Raw genomic sequence first — 19063 nt, 5'->3', positions numbered from 1 at the left:
CGGGTTCCGGTCATTCCGGGCTTCATCGCCGCTCCGCCGGTCCGCCGCAGGTTCATCCCGACACTCCAAGGAGTCTCTCCATGCAATACGTCACCCCTGATCTGTGCGATGCCTATCCCGACCTGGTCCAGGTCGTCGAGCCCATGTTCAGCAACTTCGGCGGTCGCGACTCCTTCGGCGGCGAGATCGTCACCATCAAGTGCTTCGAGGACAACTCGCTGGTCAAGGAGCAGGTGGACAAGGACGGCAAGGGCAAGGTGCTGGTGGTCGACGGCGGCGGCTCGCTGCGCCGCGCGCTGCTGGGCGACATGCTGGCCGAGAAGGCGGCGAAGAACGGCTGGGAAGGCATCGTGGTCTACGGCTGCATCCGCGACGTCGACGTGATCGCGCAGACCGACCTGGGCGTGCAGGCCCTGGCCAGCCACCCGATGAAGACCGACAAGCGCGGCATCGGCGACCTCAACGTGGCCGTGACCTTCGGCGGCATCACTTTCCGTCCGGGCGAGTTTGTCTACGCCGACAACAACGGCATCATCGTCTCCCCCCAGGCCCTGAAAATGCCCGAGTGAGCTGAACGCCGGGCGCCTTCGCCGGTCAATGGTCGAGCCCGCCGGCGGCGCCCGGCACTTCATGGCATTTCTGGAACAGGCGATGCAGCAATACGAAAGCGGCACCGAGCGTGGGCTGATCTACGGCTACGTCCTCGATGGCCACGGCGGCGGCCGGCAGATTTCCCGCAGCGAACTGCCGCTGCTGGACCTCAAGCCCGAGGAAAGCCTCTGGGTGCACTGGGACCGCGGCGTCCCCGAGGCGCAGTCCTGGCTGCGCGACTCCAGCGGGTTGAACGAATTCACCTGCGACCTGCTGCTGGAGGAGGCGACCCGCCCGCGCCTGCTGGACCTGGGCGCCGAGCGCCTGCTGCTGTTCCTGCGCGGCGTCAACCTCAACCCCGGCGCGGTGCCCGAGGACATGGTCTCGCTGCGGGTGTTCGCCGAGAAGCAGCGGGTGATCTCCCTGCGCCTGCGCCCGCTCAAGGCAGTGGCCGACCTGCGCCAGGACCTGGCCGCCGGGCGCGGCCCGAAGAACGCCTCGGAGCTGGTGCTGAGCCTGGCGCACTACCTCACCGACCGCATCGATACCCTGATCGGCGGCCTGGCCGACGAACTCGACGCCATGGAGGAGGCCATCGAGGAAGACGAGCGCAACGTGCCCGACCAGGCCGAGCTGCGCGCCCTGCGCCGGCGCTCCGCGGGCCTGCGGCGCTACCTGGCGCCGCAGCGCGACATCTACTCGCAGCTCACGCGGATCAAGCTGTCCTGGACGCTGGGCGACGACGCCGACTACTGGAACGAGCTGTACAACCGCCTGACGCGCAACCTCGAGGAACTGGAGCTGGTGCGCGAGCGCATCTCGCTGATCCAGGAGGCCGAGCACCGGCGGATCACCGAGCGGATGAACAAGACCATGTACATTCTTGGTATCATCACCGGCTTTTTCCTGCCCATGAGTTTCGTGGCCGGGCTTCTGGGCATCAACGTAGGCGGGATTCCGGGCTCCAGCGCGCCGCACGGCTTCGCCATGGCCTGCCTGCTGATGGCCGTGATCGCCGCGACCCAGTGGTGGATCTTCCGCCGCCTGCGCTGGCTCTGATGTGACTTGTGGGGGTGTGGCTGCGTCAAGGCAGCACACGAAGGAGAGCTGTGCATGCACGATCCGTTCGAAGAATCCCTGCGCAACCTGCTGCGCATGCCGGACCAGGAGCCGGAGGAAGACGCGCGCCTGGGTCGCGTGCTGAAGACCGCCAACCGCCAGGTCGGCGCCGGCGACCTGTTCAGCCTCATGGGCCACTGGCTGCAAGCCCTGAGCCTGGGCGTAAGCCGCGGCGCCGCCCACCTTGCGCCGGTGTCCCGGCGCCCGCAGAATTCCGCCCCTTCCGCTGACAAGGCCGACTGAAGATGCAATTCGATATCTGGACGCAAAGCCTGCTCACCGCCATGAACACCCTGTGGGGCAAGCTCGCCGGGTTCATCCCGAACCTGCTCGGCGCCCTGGTGGTGGTGCTGCTGGGCTTCGTCGTGGCCAAGCTGCTCGACGCCCTGCTGTCCAAGCTGCTGGCCAAGCTCGGCCTGGACCGCCTGATGGGCGGCACCGGCCTGACCAAGCTGATGGCCCGCATCGGCATCCAGGTGCCGGTCTCGACCCTGGTGGGCAAGATCGTCTACTGGTTCGTGCTGCTGGTGTTCCTGGTCTCCGCCGCCGAATCCCTGGGCCTGCAGCGCGTCTCCGCCACCCTCGACGTGCTCGCCCTGTACCTGCCCAAGGTGTTCGGCGCGGCCCTGGTGCTGATCGTCGGCGTGCTCCTGGCGCAGTTGCTCAACAGCGTGGTGCGCGGCGCCGCCGAGGGCGTCGGCCTGGAATACGCCGGCGGCCTGGGGCGCGTGGCCCAGTGGCTGGTGATCATCATCAGCATCTCGGTGGCCGTCGGCCAGCTCGAGGTCAAGACCGACCTGCTCAACTACATCATCGCCATCGTGCTGATCACCGTCGGCCTCGCCGCCGCCCTGGCCCTGGGCCTGGGCAGCCGGGAGATCGCCGGGCAGATCATCGCCGGTATCTACGTGCGCGAGCTGTACCAGGTCGGGCAAGAGGTGAAAGTGGACGATGTCGAAGGCATCATCGAAGAAATCGGCACCATCAAGACTATTCTGATGACCGATGAGGGCGAGTTGGTGTCCATTGCCAACCGCGTGCTCCTCGAGCGCCGTGTGACCAGCCGCTGAGATGATCCCGTGCAACGCCGACGCCGCTTCGCGTAAGCCGCGTCGGCGGCCGACATGACCTGGCCCGAACCCGACTTGAACAAGCCGCAACCATTGTCCCAGCGCTACGACCCGCGCCAGCTGACCGACGAGGAGCTGGTGGAGCGCGCCCATGACGAGCTGTTCCACGTCACCCGGGCGTACGAGGAGCTGATGCGCCGATACCAGCGCACGCTGTTCAACGTCTGCGCGCGCTATCTGGGCAACGATCGGGATGCCGACGACGTGTGCCAGGAAGTGATGCTCAAGGTGCTGTATGGATTGAAGAACTTCGAGGGCAAATCGAAGTTCAAAACTTGGTTGTACAGCATCACTTACAACGAGTGCATAACCCAATATCGCAAGGAAAGACGAAAGCGCCGGCTGCTCGATGCGCTGAGCCTGGACCCGCTCGAGGAGGCTTCCGAGGAGAAGGCGCCGAAGGTCGAGGAGCGAGGCGGCCTGGACCGATGGCTGGTACATGTCAATCCCATCGATCGGGAAATTCTGGTGCTACGATTTGTCGCAGAGCTCGAATTCCAGGAGATCGCCGACATCATGCACATGGGCCTGAGTGCGACTAAGATGCGATACAAGCGTGCACTGGATCGGCTGCGCGAAAAGTTTTCGGGCATATCCGAAACATAGTTGGGTAAATGTTGTCTCTCTAATTCGCAAGTTCTGATAAACTTGCCCGCAAGTTGTATGGCCTGCCTTTTGTCGGCGGTCATCGGCTTACTGACCACCAAGATGGGGATTTAACGGATGAAACTGAAGAACACCCTGGGCGTCGTGATCGGCTCCATGATCGCTGCTTCCGCCGTGAATGCTTTCGCTCAAGGCCAAGGCGCAGTCGAAGCCGAAGCCTTCGGCAAGCGCTACTTCACTGACAGCACCCGCAACATGAAGAACGGGGACCTCTACGGCGGTTCCGTCGGCTACTTCCTGACCGACGACGTCGAGCTGGCGCTCTCCTACGGTGAATACCACGACATTCGTGGCACCTACGAGTCCGGCAACAAGAAGGTCCATGGCAACCTGGCTTCCCTGGATGCCATCTACCACTTCGGTACCCCGGGTGTCGGCCTGCGTCCGTACGTTTCCGCCGGCATCGGTCACCAGAGCCTGACCAACGTCAACAGCGAGAACGGCGGCCGTCAGAACCTGACCATGGCCAACATCGGCGCCGGCCTGAAGTACTACTTCACCGAGAACTTCTTCGCCAAGGCCAGCCTCGACGGCCAGTACGGCCTGGAGAAGCGTGACAACGGTCACCAGGGCGAGTGGATGGCTGGCGTCGGCGTCGGCATGAACTTCGGTGGCGGCGCCAAGCCGGCCCCGGCTCCGGAGCCGGTCGCCGAAGTCTGCTCCGACGAAGACCACGACGGCGTCTGCGACAACGTCGACAAGTGCCCGAACACCCCGGCCAACGTCACCGTTGACGCCAACGGCTGCCCGGCCGTCGCTGAAGTCGTCCGCGTCCAGCTGGACGTCAAGTTCGACTTCGACAAGTCCAAGGTCAAAGAGAACAGCTACGCTGACATCAAGAACTTGGCTGACTTCATGAAGCAGTACCCGTCCACCTCCACCACCGTTGAAGGCCACACCGACTCCGTCGGCACCGACGCCTACAACCAGAAACTGTCCGAGCGTCGTGCCAACGCCGTTCGTGACGTGCTGGTCAACGAGTACGGTGTGGAAGGCGGCCGCGTGAACGCCGTGGGTTATGGTGAGAGCCGTCCGGTTGCTGACAACAGCACCGCTGAAGGCCGCGCCGTCAACCGTCGCGTAGAAGCCGAAGTGGAAGCCCAGGCCAAGCAGCAGTAATTGGTCTGAGTTCCAGGAAAAACCCGGCCTAGGCCGGGTTTTTCTTTGTCTGGGGAAAAGCTCGTTTAGGTGGTTGGGATGGGGCTATGGATTCGCTTGCGAGCCCTTGCACCCAACCTAATCTCGTCATTCCCGCGAACGCGGGACGCGGCTTCATCGCGAACAGCGCTTGCGCTGGCCCGAAGGGGGATAACCCCAGTTGCCTTGGCTTGGGTGTTTCTGCGCCGCTCCGAGTCTGCCCGACCTTCTTGTTTCGCCCCCTCGGGCGAGTCCCTTTTGTCAGTCGCCACAAAAGGAACCAAAAAGGCTTGCCCCGCCATACGGGCCCGACACAGTCGGGCTACCCTCACGAACTCCCCCGCCACGGAGGCCCGCCCCGAGGGTACGTCCCTGTAGCCCATCGGGGCTCTCGCGACATCCATGTCGCATGACCTCCTGAGCGCGGGTTTCGCTCGGCCTTCTGAAGGGGCGTTTCGGTGCGCTCGGCTGTTTCTCTGGAAGTCCAAGAGCAAACGCGCTTTTGCTTTTGCTTTTCGTAGGAGCGAGCTTGCTCGCGAACCCGCCAGTCACTGGGTTCCCGCATTCGCGGGAATGACGAGGGAGAGTGAGGAGTTTCAGGATGACTCTCTGAACTCACCACTCACTCCGAACGGCCCCCTCTCCCTTCAGGGCGGGGCGCGCAGCCGAGGGCTGGGGAGAGGGCGCTCTTACCCCCGACACCCCAGCCACCGGCAAACCTCGTTCGCGAGCAAGCTCGCTCCTACAATCATGATGGCATCGGCGCACCGGCCAACGGCGTATAACCGCGAACGGTTATACGCCCTACGTTCCCGCGCAGGAGCAACGGGGGGAGTGAGGAGTATCAGGACGACTCCAAACTCCCCACCCACTCCGAACGGCCCCCTCTCCCTCCGGGAGAGGGCTGGGGTGAGGGGGCTCTTGAACCCAGCACCTAAGCCACCGGGAAACCCCATTCGCGAGCAAGCTCGCTCCTACAGCCCTGATGGCATCGGCGCACTGGCCAACGGCGGATAACCGCGAACGGTTATCCGCCCCACGTCTCGGAGCAGTCGTTCAGGCGCTGCGCGCCAGCTCCAGCGCGGCCTCGGCGGCCACCTCGCCGATCACCAGGATGGCCGGGCTGCGCAGGCCGAAGGCGGTGGCGTCGTCGAGCATTGCACCCAGAGTGCTGCGGCATTCGCGCTGCCGCGGCAGCGAGGCGTTTTCGATCATCGCCATCGGCATGCCCCGGCGCATGCCGCCCGCCAGCAGGCCGTCGCGGACTTCCGCCAGGCGTGCCACGCCCATGTAGATCACCAGGGTGGTGCCGGACTGGGCCAGCGCCGGCCAGTTCGGCTCGCTGTCGTCCTGGGTGTGTGCGGTGACCAGGCTGACGCCGCGGCTGATGCCGCGCAGGGTCAGGGGAATGCCGCAGGAAGTGGCGCCGGCCAGCCCGGCGGTGATGCCGTTGACCAGCTCGCAGGCGATGCCGCGGGCCTCCAGCCAGGCCGCTTCCTCGCCGCCACGGCCGAAGATGCACGGGTCGCCGCCTTTCAGGCGCACCACGCTGAAGCCCTGGCGGGCGTAGCGCAGCATCAGGCGCTGGATGAAGTCCTGGGGCGTGGAGCGGCAGCCGCCGCGCTTGCCCACGCGCACCACCCGGGCGCCGGGGCAGTGCTCCAGCAGTTGCGGGTTGACCAGGTCGTCGAGCAGTACCACCTGGGCGCCGGACAGGGCGCGCACGGCCTTCAGCGTCAGCAGCTCCGGATCGCCGGGGCCGGCGCCGACCAGCCAGACTTTTCCACTCATCTTCTCTCTCCTCAGGCGTTGGCGGCGAGGGCGCCGGCTTCGCTGGCCAGCAACCGCCGTATTTCGGGAACACAGGAACCGCATTGGCTGCCGCAGCCCAGTTCGCGCTTCAGGCCGTCCAGGTCCAGGCCGCGGACGATGCCTTCGCGCACCTGGCTCAGGCGCACGTTCCTGCAGTTGCACAGAGTCTTGTCGCTGGCCGCGGCGACCTGCGCGCCAGGTGGGGCGAGCAGTTTGCGGCGCAGGTCGGCGTCGCTTTCGCCGGACAGCCACAGCGCCTTGAGCCAGTCGCTGGCGATGCCGCTGCCGGCCAGGCGCAGGCCGGCGATGCGGCCGTCTTCCAGGCGCACCCGCTTGCCCTGGACGCGGCGCGGGTCGTCGTAGGCCAGCACCGGGCCGTCGAGCAGGTCGAGCAGCGCATCGACCTGCTGCAGCCAGGCGGCGTCCGGCGCCGCGCTGGCGGCGGCGCGCACCTGCAGGGCAGGGCGCTCGCGGCCGGCCAGGGTGAAGCTGGCGTAGTCCAGGCCGTCGAACAGCGGGCGCAGGGCCTCGAAACGTTGTTGCAGGTCGCCTTCGACCAGCGCGTAGAACTGCCAGGGCAGCGTCACGGCGGCGACTTCCACGGCGGCGTGCTTGAGTTCCGGCTGCCGCGACAGCGGGTCGAAGGCCGGCAGGGTCAGGGCGTTCACCCCCAGGCCCTTGAGGAAGCGTTCGCCCCAGTGCATGGGCAGGAAGGCCTGGCCGGGCAGCAGGCCGTCGTCGGCCTGCACCGGCAGCACCAGGCTGCCGCGGCGGCTGCTCAGGCGCACCAGCTGGCCGTCTTCCAGGCGCCGTCGGCGCAGTTCCGCCGGGTGCAGGCTCAGGCAGGCTTCCTCGACGTGGCCGAAGGCGCTGGCGGCGGTGCCGGTGCGCGTCATGCCGTGCCACTGGTCGCGCAGCCGGCCGGTGTTGAGGATCAGCGGGAAGCGCGCCTCGCGGCGTTCCTTCGGTGCGCGGTAGGCGTCGGCGATGAAGCGCGCGCGGCCGTTGGCGGTGGCGAAGTTGCCGTCGGCGTAGAGGCGCTTCAGGCCCTGGCTGGCGCCCTCGGGCAGCGGCCATTGCTGCGGGCCGCGCGCATCCAGCAGGGCGTAGCTGATGCCGCCCAGGTCGAGATCGCGGCCCTGGGTGAGCGGGCGGTATTCGTCGAACAGCGCCTGGGGTTCGGCGAAGTCGAACAGGCTCGGCCGGCCGGGGCGCAGGCGGCGCTCCAGGCGGCGGGCGAAGTCGCAGGCGATGGACCAGTCGGCGCGGGCCTCGCCGGGGGCCGGCACGGCGCGGCGCACGTGGCTGACGCGGCGTTCGGAGTTGGTCACGGTGCCTTCCTTCTCGCCCCAGCTGGCGGCCGGCAGCAGCAGGTCGGCGTAGCGGCAGGTCTCGCTGGTGGCGAAGGCTTCCTGCACCACCACGAAGGGGCAGGCTGCGAGCGCTTCGCGTACCCGCGCCTGGTCCGGCAGGGATTGCGCGGGGTTGGTGCAGGCGATCCACAGGGCCTTGATGCGCCCGTCGCGCACTGCGTCGAAAAGCTCGATGGCGGTCAGTCCGGGCTGCTCCGGCAGCGCTTCGACGCCCCAGTACCGCGCGACTTCGGCGCGGTGCGCGGCATCGCCGGCGTCGCGGTGGCCGGGCAACAGGTTGGCCAGGCTGCCGGTCTCGCGGCCGCCCATGGCATTGGGCTGGCCGGTGAGGGAGAAGGGCCCGGCGCCGGGACGGCCGATCTGCCCGGTGGCCAGGTGCAGGTTGATCAGCGCGCTGTTCTTGGCGCTGCCGGCGCTGGACTGGTTCAGGCCCATGCACCACAGCGAGAGGAAGCTCGGCGCATGGCCGATCCACTGCGCGCAGCGTTGCAGGTCCTCCACGGCGATGCCGCAGATTTCCGCCACCGCCACCGGGCCGTAGTCGCGCACCAGGTTCTTCAGCTCGTCGAAGCCCTGGGTGTGCGCCTCGATGTAGGCGCGGTCCGCCCAGCCTTCCCAGAGCAGCAGGTGGAGGATGCCGTGGAACAGCGCCACGTCGGTGCCGGGCTGGATCGCCAGGTGCAGGTCGGCCAGCTCGCAGGTGTCGGTGCGCCGCGGGTCGATGACGATCACCTTCATCTGCGGCCGCGCCGCCTTGGCCGCCTCCAGCCGGCGGAACAGCACCGGATGGGCGTAGGCCATGTTGCTGCCGGCGATCAGCACGCAGTCGCTCTGCTCCAGGTCCTCGTAGCAGCAGGGTGGGGCGTCGGCGCCGAGGCTGCGCTTGTAGCCGACCACCGCCGAGGACATGCACAGCCGCGAGTTGCTGTCGATGTTGTTGCTGCCGACCAGGGCCCGAGCCAGCTTGTTGAAGGCGTAGTAGTCCTCGGTCAGCAGCTGCCCGGAGACGTAGAAGGCCACGCTGTCCGGGCCGTGCTCGCGGATCGTCTCGGCGAACACCCCGGCGGCGTGCTCCAGGGCGCTGTCCCAGTCCACCCGGCTGCGCGCCAGTTGCTTTCCCAGGCGCAGCTCGGGATGCAGCGCGCGGGCGGCCAGGTCGCCGGTCAGGTGCAGGCTGGAACCCTTGCTGCACAGGCGCCCGAGGTTGGCCGGGTGGTCCGGGTCGCCGCGCACGCCGAGGATGCGCTCGCCGTCGTGCTCGATCAGGACGCCGCAACCCACGCCGCAATAGCAGCAGGTGCTGGCGGTGACTTGGCGTTCGCTCATGGGGCTCTCCCGTGTCGCGGCCGCCTCAGGCGCAGGCGGCCAGGTCTTTCAGGGCCAGCAGCACGCGGCCGTTCTCCACCTTCACCGGGTGGCGGTGGGCGCAGCCGACGTCCGGGGCCACGGCGTTGCCGCTGTCCAGCTCGATCTGCCAGTTGTGCAGCGGGCAGGCCACCCGCTTGCCGAAGATCAGGCCCTGGGACAGCGGCCCGCCCTTGTGCGGGCAGCGGTCGTCGAGGGCGAAGACTTCGTCGTCGGCGGTGCGGAACAGGGCGATGTCGCCACGGGGCGCGGCGATCACGCGCGAGCCCAGCGGCTGGATGTCTTCCAGGGCGCAGATGTCTTGCCAGTTCATGGTGTGTTCTCCCAGGCCGGTCAGGCGGTTTCCAGTTGCACGAGCGGGATGCGTTCGAATTCCTGCTTCAGCCGTGGCTGCTCGATGCGCTGTTGCCACGGGTCCTGCTCCAGCGACAGGGCGTACTGCAGGCGCGCGTTGAGCGCCTTGCGGTTCTCCGCGTCCTCCAGCACGGCTTTCTTGATGTGCTCCATGCCCACGCGCTGCAGGTAGTGCACGGTGCGCTCCAGGTAGAAGGCTTCCTCGCGGTAGAGCTGGAGGAAGGCGCCGCTGTACTCGCGCACTTCGTCGGCGCTCTTGAGCTTGACGAAGAACTCCGCCACCTCGGTCTTGATGCCGCCGTTGCCGCCGATGTACAGCTCCCAGCCGGAGTCGACGCCGATGATGCCGATGTCCTTGATGCCGGCCTCGGCGCAGTTGCGCGGGCAGCCGGAGACGGCGAGCTTGACCTTGTGCGGCGACCACATGTTGAACAGGTCGTGCTCCAGGTCGATGCCCAGCTGCGTCGAGTTCTGCGTGCCGAAGCGGCAGAACTCGCTGCCCACGCAGGTCTTCACGGTGCGGATGGACTTGCCGTAGGCGTGCCCGGAGGGCATGTCGAGGTCCTTCCAGATCGCCGGCAGGTCTTCCTTCTTCACCCCCAGCAGGTCGATGCGCTGGCCGCCGGTGACCTTGACCATGGGCACCTGGTACTTGTCGGCGACGTCGGCGATGCGCCGCAGCTCGGCCGGGTTGGTGACGCCGCCCCACATGCGCGGCACCACCGAGTAGGTGCCGTCCTTCTGGATGTTGGCGTGGGCGCGTTCGTTGATCAGGCGCGACTGCGCGTCGTCCTTCGCCTCGCCCGGCCAGGTGGAGATCAGGTAGTAGTTCAGCGCCGGGCGGCAGGTGGCGCAGCCGTTGGGCGTGCTCCAGTCCATGAAGCGCATGGCCTCGGCCATGGAGGTCAGGTGGTGCTCGCGGATGGCCTTGCGCACCTGGCCGTGGTTGAGTTCGCTGCAGCCGCAGATGGCCTTCTCGCTCTTGGGCTTGACGTCCGCCGCGCCGCCCACGGTGCTGATCAGGATCTGCTCCACCAGCCCGGCGCAGGAGCCGCAGCTGCTGGCCGCCTTGGTGTGCTTCTTCACCTCGTCGACGCTGAACAGGCCGTTCTCCTGGATGGCCTTGACTATGGTGCCCTTGCACACGCCGTTGCAGCCGCACACCTCGGCGTTGTCGGGCATGCTCGCGGCGCTGCTCTGGCCCTGGTGGCCGGCGTCGCCCAGGCTGCTTTCGCCGAACATCAGGTGGTCGCGGATCTGCGCCACGTTGTGGTTCTCGCGGATCTGCCGGAAGTACCAGCCGCCGTCGGCGGTGTCGCCGTACAGGCAGGCGCCGACCAGCACGTCGTCCTTGATCACCAGCTTCTTGTAGACGCCGCCGATGGGGTCGGAGAGGGTGATGGTCTCGGTACCTTCGCCGCCCATGAAGTCGCCGGCGGAGAACAGGTCGATGCCGGTGACCTTGAGCTTGGTCGAGACCACCGAGCCCTTGTAGCTGGCGAAGCCGAACTGGGCCAGGTGGTTGGCGCAGACCTTGGCCTGCTCGAACAGCGGCGCCACCAGGCCGTAGGCGATGCCGCGGTGGCTGGCGCATTCGCCGATGGCGTAGATGCGCGGGTCGTAGGTCTGCAGGGTGTCGTTGACCAGGATGCCGCGGTTGCAGGGGATGCCGGATTTTTCCGCCAGCTCGGTGTTGGGACGGATGCCGGCGGCCATCACCACCAGGTCGGCGGCCACCACGTCGCCGTCCTTGAACTGCACGGCGCAGACGCGGCCGTCGCCGTTGTCCACCAGCTCGTCGGTGACGGTGTTCAGGCGGAAGCGGATGCCGCGCGCCTCCAGGGCCGATTGCAGCAGCTTGCCGGCGGTGCGGTCGAGCTGGCGCTCCAGCAGCCAGTCGGCGAGGTGCACCACGGTGACGTCCATGCCGCGCTGCTTGAGGCCGTTGGCCGCTTCCAGGCCGAGCAGGCCGCCGCCGATGACCACCGCGTGGCTGTGGCTTTTCGCGGTGTCGATCATGGCCTGGGTGTCGGCGATGTCGCGGTAGCCGATCACGCCCTCCAGGCGGTTGCCCGGCACCGGCAGGATGAAGGGGTTGGAGCCGGTGGCGATGACCAGGCGGTCGTACTCGGCCTCGCTGCCGTCGGCGGCGTAGACCTTGCGCAGGCGGCGGTCGAGCTTCACCACCTTGCGGTCGAGCAGCAGGCGGATGCCGTTGTCGGCGTACCAGTTGAGGTCGTTGAGGACGATGTCCTCGAAGGTCTGCTCCCCGGCCAGCACCGGCGAGAGCAGGATGCGGTTGTAGTTGGGGTGGGGCTCGGCGCCGAACACGGTGATCTCGTAGAGGTCTGGGGCGATCTTCAGCAGTTCCTCGAGGGTGCGGATGCCGGCCATGCCGTTGCCGATCAGGACGAGCTTGAGCTTCTTCATGCAAGGGCTCCTGGTATCACGGAAAACAAAAAAGGCGTCCCGCCGGTTGCCCGGCGAGGACGCCTTTGTCCAAGTCCCGATCGATCGGGAAGTGCGAGCCTCTTCGTTGAGGGACGCGCTTTTGTAGATTGTTGCCAGTGCTCTTGCAGGTGCCGTGCCAGGTCGTCGGAAGGCAGATTTAGCGGGGTTTCGCGGTGCTGCCGGGGTTTTCCTGCACCGTGATGAGGCGGGCGGGTTCGAACTGGTGCGCGCTCAGTGGCGCAGCAACCAGGCCAGCAACGCCAGGTTGAGCAGCAGCGAGGCCAGCGCCAGGCCGCGCCAGAAGCGCAGCGGCTCGCGTTCCAGCAGCGGCCGCGGGCGGCTGGCCAGGCCGGCCTGGCGTTCGCCCTGTTCCAGCGCCAGCAGGGCTTGCTCGGCGGTCTCGAAGCGCTGCGCCGGGTCGGCGGCCACGGCGCGCAGCAGCCAGGCGTCGAGCCAGGCCGGCAGGTCGGGGCGGTAGCGGCTGGCCGGCGTCGGGCTGCCGAAGCGCGGGTGCTGGAAGGCTTCGATTTCGCCGTAGGGGTAGCGTTCGCAGAGTAGGCGGTAGAGGGTGACGCCGGCGGCGTAGAGGTCCTGGCGCGGCTTCGGGGCGGCGCCCTGAAAGCTTTCCGGGGCCAGGTAGGAGGGCGTGCCGGGCAACTGGTGGGCTTCGTCGCCGGACAGGCCCGGGCAGTAGGCCAGGCCGAAGTCCAGCAGGCGCAGCTCGCCGTCCTCGCCCAGGTGCAGGTTCTCCGGCTTGACGTCGCGGTGCAGGATGTTGCGCCGGTGCAGCTGGCCGAGGGCATGCAACAGGCGTGGCGCCAGGGATTGCCATTGGGCCAGCGGCAGGGGCCCCTGGCGCTGGCGTTCGGCCAGGGTCTGCCCGGGGTATTCGCGCATCACGTAGTACAGGTGCTGACGCTGCGGCAGGCCGTGCAGCTCGGGGAAGTGGCGGCCTTGCACGCGGCGCAGGAACCATTCCTCCAGCAGCAGGGCCTGGCTGGCCCGTGGCTCGTCGTGCAGCGCCGGCGGCAGCGTCTTCAGCAGCCAGGGGCGTTGCTGGGCGTCGCGCACGCGGTAGATCAGCGATTGCCGCGACTGCGCCAGGCGGCCTTCGACCTGCCAGCCCTCGAACATCTGGCCTTGGCGCAGTTCCGGCGGCAGCGGCCAGTGCTCCAGCTGCGCCAGGGTGTCGCCCAGGCCGCTGGCGGGCAGGGCGTCGATGCGCACCAGCAGGGCGCTGGCATTGTCCTGGCTGCCGGCCAGGTGCGCGGCCTTGACCAGGGCTTCGGCGGCGCCCCGCGGTTCGCGGGCGTCGGCGAGGATGCGGCGGATGCCGGCGTCGCCCAGGGTGGCCCAGACGCCGTCGCTGGCCAACAGGAAGCTCTCGCCCTCCTGCAGCTCGCCGTCGCGGTAGTCCACCACCAGGTGCTGGTCCAGGCCCAGGGCGCGCTTGAGCACGTGCTGCATGCCCGGCTGTTCCCAGACGTGGTCCTGGGTCAGGCATTCCAGCTCGCCGTCGCGCCAGCGGTACAGGCGGCAGTCGCCGACGTGGGCGAGGGTGAAGCGCTGGCCGCGCAGGACCAGCGCGGTGAGGGTGGTGAGCAGCGGCTGGCCGCCGCCGTTGGCCTGCAGCCAGCGGTTCTGCGAGAGCAGCAGGCGGTCCAAGGCCTGGGCGATGGCCCAGGTTTCCGGGGTGGCGTAGTAGTCGCTGGCCAGCGCCTGCACGGTCAGGCGCGCGGCCAGGCCGCCGTCGGCGCACTGGCTGACGCCGTCGGCCAGGGCGAACAGGTGGCCCTTGCTGGCGGCCAGGTCGGCGGGCGGGGTGACCACCCGCAGGGCATCCTGGTTCTCCGTGCGCGGGCCGGTGGCGCTGGCCTGGGCGATGGTCAGTTGCAAGGTCATGGGGGCGTTCTGCTCTTCGTAGGAGCGAGCTTGCTCGCGAAGGGGGTTGGGCTGCGGTGAATCAGGTTGACTCCGCGCCCTCACCCCAGCCCTCTCCCAGAGGGAGAGGGGGCCGTTCGGAGGGGGCTGGGGGACCGTCTTCATCCTTTCACCTCGTCATTCCCGATCCGCCTTTTCAACGGCGGATAACCGCGAACGGTTATTCGCCCTATGTTCCCGCGTTCGCGGATGAGGAGTATCAGGATGACTCCAAACTCCCCACTCGCTCAGGACAGCCCCCTCTCCCTTCAGGGAGAGGGTTGGGGAGAGGGCGCTCTTACACCCAGCACCTACGCCCCAGGAAGCCTTCAAACCCGCGCCGCAGTCACCGCAGCGCTGCCCCAGGTGGTACGCCAGCGCCGCTTCACCCCATGCAGACCGAACCAGGCCAGCACGCCGAGGGCGGCGAACAGCCACAGGCCCAACTGGTAGTCGCCGCTGGCCTGCTTGATGGCGCCCAGGCCCGCGGTCAGGCAGAAGCCGCCGATGCCGCCGGCCATGCCGATCAGCCCGGTCATCACCCCGATGCTCTGGCGGAAGCGCTGCGGCACCAGCTGGAACACCGCGCCGTTGCCGGCGCCCAGGCTGAGCATGGCGGCCACGAACAGACCCAGGGCGGCCACCGCGTTGGGCAGGTGGAAGCCGACCGCGGCGATGCACACCGAGGCCACCGTGTACATCGCCAGCAGGCTGCGGATGCCGCCGATGCGGTCGGCCAGGGCGCCGCCCAGCGGGCGCATCAGGCTGCCGGCGAAGACGCAGGCGGCGGTGTAGTAGCCGGCGGTGACCGGGTCCAGGCCGTACTGGTCGTGGAAGTAGCCGGGCAGGGTGGCGGCCAGGCCGAGGAAGCCGCCGAAGGTCACGCTGTAGAAGAACATGAACCACCAGCTGTCGCGGTCGCCGAGGGCCTTGAGGTAGTCGCCCAGGGATTTCGGCGCCGGCCGATCGGGGGCGTTGCGGGCGAGCAGGGCGAATACCGCCAGGGTCAGCAACAGCGGGATCAGGGCGAAGCCGAAGACGTTCTGCCAGCCGAAGGCCGCCGCCAGCACCGGGGCGAACAGGGCGGCGAACACGGTGCCGGAATTGCCCGCGCCGGCGATGCCCATGGCCTTGCCCTGGTGCTGCGGCGGGTACCACTGCGAGGCCAGCGGCAGGGCCACGGCGAAGGAGGCGCCGGCCATGCCCAGCAGCACGCCGAACAACAGCGCCTGCTCCAGGTTGTGGATGCCCAGGCTCCAGGCGCCGGCGAGGCTGGCGATGACGATCACCTGGGCGAACAGGCCGGCGTGCCTGGGCGACCAGCGGTCGGCCAGCAGGCCCATGACGAAGCGCAGCAGCGCGCCGGAGAGGATCGGCGTTGCGACCATCAGGGCGCGCTGCTGGGTGGTCAGCTGCAGGTCGGCGGCGATCTGCACGGCCAGCGGGCCGAGCAGGTACCAGACCATGAAGCTCAGGTCGAAGTAGAGGAAGGCGGCGAACAGCGTCGGCGCGTGGCCGGCTTTCCAGAAGCTGGTGTTCATGGAGGGTACCTCGTCAGCAACGGTAGAGGGGTTCGTGGCGCCGCCGTCAGCGGCGGTCGCGCGTCTCGTTCAGGTCCCGCACACCCCTGCGCCGGGGTGAAACGAAAAAGGCGCCGCTCCGCGCACTACCCCAGGGGGCAGGTGCGGATGCGACGCCTTTGTCGTGTGAATGGGGGATCGCCGTTGATCGCCACCGCAGGTGCCACAGCAAGGGCCGGGCCAACCGCGCAGGTGGCGTGGAATCGGCTACCTGGCCGGCGAAACCGGCCCCGGGGCGAACCAGAAAGGGGCGCCGGGGCGGGCCCGGTGCCCGCCGATGGGGCGCTTCAGTCCACCCGGTTGACCGCCGGGAAGGCCGCCCTCATGGCCTCGGGCATGGGCACCACCTTGCGCTGGCGGTAGTCGAAGAACACGAAGCCGGACTTGGCCATGGCCACCAGGGTGGCATCGGCCGGGCGGGTGATGCGGAAGATGATGTCGCCGCCGTACCTGTTGAAGTCCATCACGCCCACCTCGAACAGCAGGCGGTCGCGGGCGTGGGCCTCGGCGCGGTAGGTGGTGGCCAGGTCGGTGACGATGATGCCGACGCCGTCCGCGCCGACGCCCTCGCTGATGCCGAAGTCGAACAGGAAGCGCGCGCGGGCCTCGGAGATCATCGAGATCATGGAGTCGTTGCCCAGGTGGCGGGCGCCGTTGATGTCGGTGACGCGGACGGTCAGCTGGGTCTGGTAGCAGAACAGTTCCTCGGGGAACTGCAGGTCGAGGCGGGCCATGGGTACCTTGCGCGAAGCGGTGGAAGAGGGGGCCGATTCTAGGCCCTGGCGGCCCGCCCGGGCAGCCTGCCGGCGGGCGATTTCAGCGGTGGGCGATGTTGATGTGGTAGAAGGTCACCCGCGCGCCCTCGTCGCTGGGGCCGTAGTTGTCGGCGATGTAGGCGCCGGCCTTGAAGTACAGCAGCTGTTTCGACCAGGTGCTGCTGAGCGCCTTGCTGTAGTAGTTCTCCGCGCCGTCGGCGCTGCGCGCGCGGATGCCCAGGTTGCCCGAGGAGGTGACGCGCAGGCTGTAGGTGACGCGCTCGCCCAACTGCACGCCGTTGAGCAGGGGCACGTTGACCACCGCGGAGTCGTCGGGGTGGTTGCGCACCAGGGCCTCGATGCGCCCGCTCTCCTGGCCGGGGATGTAGTGGTACTGCAGCTTGACCAGCGGCTCGCCGTCGTTGCTGTAGGGCGACTTGCTGTGGATCTGGCCGATGATCACCTTGTTCTTCGACGGCACCTGTTCCACCGTCAGGGTGGCGCGCAGCTCGTTGTCGGCGGCGCGGTAGTACCAGTTGTAGATGGAGCCGTCGGGCAGCGTCTCGCGCAGTTCGCTGCGCGGGAACACGCTGTCGGAGGTGTGCGAGCCGGTGACCGGCACCCAGAAGGTCATCCGTGCGCTGTTGCGGGTGAAGAAGTGGCTCTGGTAGCCGCGGGCGATCTGCTGGGTGGTGACCTCGGTGGGCCTGGGGTCGGTGGGAACGCTGAGGTTCCAGGTACTGATGTCGAGCATGGGTGCCTCTGCTGGGCCGGCGTGCCGGCGCTGACGGGTGGGCGTCCGGGGGCCTGGCCAGGCGCGCCCACTGCGGGCTTCCGCGCAGGCGGCGGAAGCGGGTCCTGGCCCCGCCATGGCGGCGGGGCGGCGGCAGCATAGGCGGCTTCGCTCGCGAGCTGGGCCAGCAGTGGCGCTGGCGCGATGATCGCGCGGTGCCGCCGCTGGCCAGTGGCCGCGGCTCAGTGGCCCAGCATCTCGTGCATTGCGATGATCTGCTCGGCGACCTGCACCAGCTTCTGCTGGCGGCTCATGGCCTGGCGGCGCATCAGGGTGTAGGCCTCTTCCTCGGGGCAGCCCTTCATCTTCATCAGCAGCCCCTTGGCCAGCTCGATGCGCTTGCGTTCCACCAACTGCTGCTCGCGGGCCTGCAGCTGGGCGCGCAGGGCCTGGTCGCTCTCGAAGCGGGCCATGGCCACTTCGAGGATCGGCTGCAGGCGCTCGGCCTGGATGCCTTCGACGATGTAGGCGCTGACCCCGGAGCGGATGGCCTGGCGCATCACCTGGGGGTCGTGCTCGTCGGTGAACAGGACGATGGGGCGGGGCTGGTCGCGGCTCACCAGCACCACCTGCTCCAGCACGTCGCGGCCGGGCGAGGCGCTGTCGATGAGGATCACGTCCGGGTGCAGGGCCTGGACCCGCGCCGGCAGGTCGACGCTCAGGCCGGATTCGTCGAGCACTTCGAAACCGGCCTCGACCAGTGCGGCGCGCAGGCGCCCGACCTTGCTGGCGGTGTCGTTGATCAGCAGGATGCGCAGCATCTTCGCAGCTCCCTCAGGCGTCGTTCAGGGCGTGCAGGGCGAAGCCGCGGGCGTAGCCGGCGGGGTCCGCGCCATCCCAGGGCTTGCCGTCGAGCAGCGTCGAACTGCGCAGGCCGCGCTCGTCCACGGCGATGCCCTGGGCCTGGGCGGCTTCGCGGTACAGCGCCTGCTGCTGCACCTGCCCGGCGATGGCGAGGTAGTCCGGCTCACCGCGCAGCAGGCCCCAGCGGCGGAACTGGGTGATGAACCACAGGCCGTCGGACAGCCAGGGCTGGTTGGCCCGCCCGGCGTCGTGGAAGCGCAGCGGATGGGCGTCCTTCCAGGCGTGGCCGAGGCCGTCCTGGTAGTGGCCGAGCAGGCGCGGCTCGATGCTCGCCAGGGGCGCGTCGAGGTAGTCGCTGCCGCTGATCAGCTGGGCGGTGCCGCGCAGGTTCGCCTCGCTGGCCTCGATGAAGCGGCTGGCGTCGAGCAGGGCCATGACCAGGGCGCGGGCGGCGTTGGGGCATTCCTCGACGAAGGCGCGGGTGGCGCCGAGGACCTTTTCCGGGTGGTCCGGCCAGATGGACTGGCTGGTGGCGACGGTGAAGCCCATGCCTTCGTCGATGGCCAGGGCGCCCCAGGGCCCGCCGGCGCAGAAGCCGTCGATGCGCCCGGCGCGCAGGTGCTCGACCATCTGTGCCGGCGGCACGACCAGGGTGTCGACGTCGCGCAGCGGGTGGATGCCCAGGCTGGCCAGCCAGTAGTAGAGCCACAGGGCGTGGGTGCCGGTGGGGAAGGTGTGCGCCAGGGTCAGCCGCGCGCCCTGGTCCAGGACCAGCCGGCGCAGGGCCTCCGCGCTGGTCACGCCGTCGCGCTGCAGGGCGGCGGAGAGGTTGATCGCCTGGCCGTTCCGGCACAGGCCCATGAGCACCGCCATGTCGGTGGCCGGCACCCCGCCGATGCCCAGCTGCACGCCGTAGACCAGCCCGTACAGGCAATGGGCGGCATCCAGCTGGCCGCCGAGCAGGCCGTCGCGGAGCATGGCCCAGGAGCCCTGGCGGTGCAGGTTGAGCGTCAGCCCGTAGGGCTGGGCGAAGCCCTGGGTGGCCGCGACTATCAGCGAGGCGGCGTCGCTCAGGGCCATGAAGCCCAGGTCGAGCACGCTCTTTTCTGGTGCATCGGAGCCCGCGACCCAGGCCAGTGGGTGCAGTTCGGCGGTCATGTCGGTCATCGCTACCTCGGAGCAAAAAGGCGCCGCTTCGCCCCGCGCCAGGCGG

At 68.5% G+C, this 19063-nt stretch carries 16 protein-coding genes; 6 read left to right on the top strand and 10 right to left on the bottom strand.

Annotated features, from left to right (window positions below):
- The first annotated feature begins 80 nt into the window (after positions 1 to 80).
- The 6 genes from rraA (at position 81) to FG99_RS20810 (ending at position 4625) form a co-directional block, all read left to right on the top strand.
- On the top strand, positions 81 to 569 hold the full coding sequence (gene rraA, locus FG99_RS20835) for a ribonuclease E activity regulator RraA (protein WP_043272131.1): 489 nt from the start codon (positions 81 to 83) through the stop codon (positions 567 to 569).
- 82 nt (positions 570 to 651) lie between these two features.
- Entirely contained in the window at positions 652 to 1650 is a 999-nt protein-coding gene (locus tag FG99_RS20830; protein ID WP_009618723.1) for a zinc transporter ZntB, read from the top strand.
- Between the two features lie 54 nt (positions 1651 to 1704).
- On the top strand, positions 1705 to 1953 hold the full coding sequence (locus tag FG99_RS20825; protein ID WP_009618725.1) for a hypothetical protein: 249 nt from the start codon (positions 1705 to 1707) through the stop codon (positions 1951 to 1953).
- A gap of 2 nt (positions 1954 to 1955) precedes the next feature.
- A complete protein-coding gene (locus FG99_RS20820) occupies positions 1956 to 2780 on the top strand; it encodes a mechanosensitive ion channel family protein (protein ID WP_009618727.1) in 825 nt (274 codons plus the stop codon).
- A gap of 75 nt (positions 2781 to 2855) precedes the next feature.
- Positions 2856 to 3446: an RNA polymerase sigma factor SigX gene (gene sigX, locus FG99_RS20815; protein WP_024128632.1), complete on the top strand. Its 591-nt coding sequence runs from the start codon at positions 2856 to 2858 to the stop codon at positions 3444 to 3446.
- A gap of 117 nt (positions 3447 to 3563) precedes the next feature.
- On the top strand, positions 3564 to 4625 hold the full coding sequence (locus FG99_RS20810; RefSeq protein ID WP_009618731.1) for an OmpA family protein: 1062 nt from the start codon (positions 3564 to 3566) through the stop codon (positions 4623 to 4625).
- 1074 nt (positions 4626 to 5699) lie between these two features.
- Here the strand turns inward: FG99_RS20810 and cobA are convergent.
- The 10 genes from cobA to FG99_RS20760 all read right to left on the bottom strand — a co-directional run bounded on the left by cobA (position 5700) and on the right by FG99_RS20760 (position 19017).
- On the bottom strand, positions 5700 to 6434 hold the full coding sequence (cobA, locus tag FG99_RS20805; protein ID WP_043272130.1) for a uroporphyrinogen-III C-methyltransferase: 735 nt from the start codon (positions 6432 to 6434) through the stop codon (positions 5700 to 5702).
- 11 nt (positions 6435 to 6445) lie between these two features.
- Positions 6446 to 9154 (bottom strand): nitrate reductase, encoded by a 2709-nt coding sequence (locus FG99_RS20800; RefSeq protein ID WP_043272129.1) that lies wholly within the window; start codon positions 9152 to 9154, stop codon positions 6446 to 6448.
- A gap of 25 nt (positions 9155 to 9179) precedes the next feature.
- Positions 9180 to 9506, bottom strand: coding sequence for a nitrite reductase small subunit NirD (gene nirD, locus FG99_RS20795; protein ID WP_009618737.1), 327 nt, complete (start codon positions 9504 to 9506; stop codon positions 9180 to 9182).
- 20 nt (positions 9507 to 9526) lie between these two features.
- Positions 9527 to 11977: a nitrite reductase large subunit NirB gene (nirB, locus tag FG99_RS20790; RefSeq protein WP_043272128.1), complete on the bottom strand. Its 2451-nt coding sequence runs from the start codon at positions 11975 to 11977 to the stop codon at positions 9527 to 9529.
- Positions 11978 to 12229: 252 nt separating this feature from the next.
- Entirely contained in the window at positions 12230 to 13900 is a 1671-nt protein-coding gene (locus FG99_RS20785) for a bifunctional protein-serine/threonine kinase/phosphatase (RefSeq protein ID WP_043272127.1), read from the bottom strand.
- Positions 13901 to 14247: 347 nt separating this feature from the next.
- Entirely contained in the window at positions 14248 to 15459 is a 1212-nt protein-coding gene (locus FG99_RS20780; RefSeq protein WP_043272126.1) for a nitrate/nitrite transporter, read from the bottom strand.
- Positions 15460 to 15785: 326 nt separating this feature from the next.
- Positions 15786 to 16232, bottom strand: coding sequence for a thioesterase family protein (locus FG99_RS20775; RefSeq protein ID WP_043272125.1), 447 nt, complete (start codon positions 16230 to 16232; stop codon positions 15786 to 15788).
- Positions 16233 to 16314: 82 nt separating this feature from the next.
- A complete protein-coding gene (locus tag FG99_RS20770) occupies positions 16315 to 17007 on the bottom strand; it encodes a polysaccharide lyase family 7 protein (protein ID WP_009618743.1) in 693 nt (230 codons plus the stop codon).
- A gap of 221 nt (positions 17008 to 17228) precedes the next feature.
- The gene (locus tag FG99_RS20765; RefSeq protein WP_009618744.1) at positions 17229 to 17807 is read right to left on the bottom strand and encodes an ANTAR domain-containing response regulator; all 579 of its coding nucleotides are present in this window, start codon (positions 17805 to 17807) and stop codon (positions 17229 to 17231) included.
- Between the two features lie 13 nt (positions 17808 to 17820).
- Positions 17821 to 19017 (bottom strand): CmpA/NrtA family ABC transporter substrate-binding protein, encoded by a 1197-nt coding sequence (locus tag FG99_RS20760; RefSeq protein WP_081884683.1) that lies wholly within the window; start codon positions 19015 to 19017, stop codon positions 17821 to 17823.
- Positions 19018 to 19063 lie beyond the last annotated feature (46 nt).

The organism is Pseudomonas sp. AAC (genome assembly GCF_000725445.1).
GTDB lineage: Bacteria > Pseudomonadota > Gammaproteobacteria > Pseudomonadales > Pseudomonadaceae > Pseudomonas > Pseudomonas citronellolis.
Note: the sequence above shows the minus strand (reverse complement) of the source record. Positions and strands in the feature narration are given on the sequence as shown.